The sequence below is a fragment of the Streptomyces dysideae genome (genome assembly GCF_001514305.1).
GTDB lineage: Bacteria > Actinomycetota > Actinomycetes > Streptomycetales > Streptomycetaceae > Streptomyces > Streptomyces dysideae.
Window position 1 is genome coordinate 1 of the sequence record NZ_KQ949155.1, and the last position, 2,243, is coordinate 2,243.

The following is a 2,243-nucleotide window of genomic DNA, read 5'->3' on the forward strand; positions in this document are numbered from 1 at the left end:
GGCGCGGTGAAGGTCCACAGCAGGTTGGTGCTGTTGCCGTGGGTCCACTGTTTGGTGACGGAGCCGGAGGTGACGTTGCCGCCGCCGTCGAGGACCAGGCCGGTGGTGCGGTTGGCGATCGAGTAGCGGTCGCCGCCCCGGTGGGTGATCGTCCATTGCTGGTTGGTGTTGCCGTTCCAGGGGGCCTGTCTGGCGGCGTCACCGTTGTTGGTGGCGCCCCAGCCGTCGGCGACCATGCCGTTGGTGCGGTTGACCAGCCGGTAGTAGCCGCCTGCGACCTGCTCCGCCTGCCACTGGAGGTTGGAACTGCCGTCCCAGGTCCACTGCTTGAGGTTGGATCCGGAGGCGACGTTGCCGCCGCTGTCCAGGGCCAGGCCGTTGGTGGCGTTGGTGATCCGGAAGTACGTCGCCGGGTTGAACTGGACTCTCAGCGAGGTGATCTGGTCGTTGTTGCCGGTGGCCCGCAGGTCGGGGTTTGCGGCGGTGAAGGTCCAGGAGGTGCCGGTGAAGTTGTCGCCGGAGTAGCCGATCACCTGGTAGCCGGGGGCCGGCCGGAGGGAGGAGACGGTGCGCGGGCCCGGTCCGGCCGCGGTCAGGTCGGCCGCGGTGTAGTCGCCGAGGGTGAGGACGGCGGCCTTGCCGGTGTAGTTGACGTCCGTGAAGGCGAGGGCGCCGGCCAGCGGCCGCAGAGCGGGGATCGTGCCGGAGAAGGAGAGCTTCAGGACGTAGGCGCCCGCGCTGTACGGCGCGGAGGACGGCAGGGTGATCGTGAGGCCGGAGGCGTTCTGGGTCGGCGTGGGCAGGTCGATGTAGGTGCCGGCGGTGGTGCCGAGGAGCTTCACCGAGGTCAGCGACGAGAGGTTGATCCGGTCCGGGCTGAGGGTCTTGATCGTGAGCGAGCTGCCGGGCCAGCCCAGGACGGTGGCGTACAGGACGTTGTTCGCCTTGTTGCGGGTGAAGCGGATGTCCTGCGCGGTGCCGGCGTGCGGGGTGGTGAACGAGCCGCCGCCCATCTTCGTCGGGCCTTCGCCGTACGCGGTCCAGGCGCGGGTCGCGTACACCGACTCGCCGAAGCGCTTCAGGTGGTCGCCGATGGCGAGCAGGATGTCCTTCTGTGCCTGGGGGATGGTGCCGTCAGCCATCGGCGCGATGTTGAGCAGCACGTTGCCGTTCTTACTGACCCGGTCGATGAACGAGTGCAGCATCTGCTGCGTGGTGTAGTAGCCGATGCCCTGGGTGTAGCACCAGCTGCTGCTGGAGATGCTGTCGTCGGTCAGCCAGTACGGGGTGGTGAGGTCGGCCGGGCCGCCGCGTTCGTAGTCGAAGACCTCGCCCTTGCCGTTCATGCCGTCCTTGTACGTGGCGACGACCTCGCGGCCCCAGCTGTTGGCCTGGTTGTAGTAGTACGCCAGGAAGTTCAGGCGCTGTTGCTCGTCGACGGCGTCCAGATTGAAGTCCTGCCACAGGATGTCGGGCTGGGCGCGGTCGATGACCTCCTTGAGCTTGTCGAACCAGAGCTGGTTCTCCGCGGCCGAACCCAGCTGCCCGTAGAGCTTCTTGAGGCTGGGGTCCGTCTGCGCGGGGACGAATTCGTAGAAGCCGGTGAAGTTGTACGCATGGTGCATGGCCACCAGCAGCTTCAGGCCCTTGGCACGGATGGCCGTGGAGAACAGCCGCAGCAGGTCGAGACCGGGGCCCTTGTTCACCGAGTTCCACTCGTTGACCTGGCTGTCCCACATGGAGAAGCCGTCATGGTGCTCGGCGACCGGGCCGGCGAACCTGGCGCCGGCGTCGACGAACAGCTGCACCCACTCCTCGGGGTCGAACTTCCCGCCGGCCGACTTCAGCTTCGGCGCGAACTTCACGGTGTTGCCCGCCAGGTCCCGCGCTCCGTTGATGAAGTTGTGGTACGGCCAGGCTGATGGCTGGCCGTAGGTCGCGATGTGATGCTGGTTGACGGTCTCTCCGGCCCGGTACATGGTGCGCGGGTACCACTCGTTACCGAAGGCGGGAACGCTGAAGACGCCCCAGTGGAAGTAGATCCCGAACTTCGCGTCCTGGAACCACTCCGGAGCCGGCGGGTGCTGGTCGACCGAGTTCCAGTCGGGCGTGTACGTGCTCGGCGCCGCCTCGGCGACACCGGCACCGAGGCCGCCGCCGGCGATGGCTGCTGCCGCTACACATGTGGCGGCGGACAGGAACTGGCGTCTGTTGAGAGAACTCGACATGAGGACATCCCTGAA

At 67.1% G+C, this 2,243-nt stretch carries 1 protein-coding gene; it reads right to left on the reverse strand.

The features are described from left to right. Window positions 1-2,228: alpha-L-fucosidase (locus tag AQJ91_RS47795; protein ID WP_067036555.1), on the reverse strand; the 2,228-nt coding region annotated here is incomplete at its 3' end. Between the last annotated feature and the right edge of the window lie 15 nt (window positions 2,229-2,243).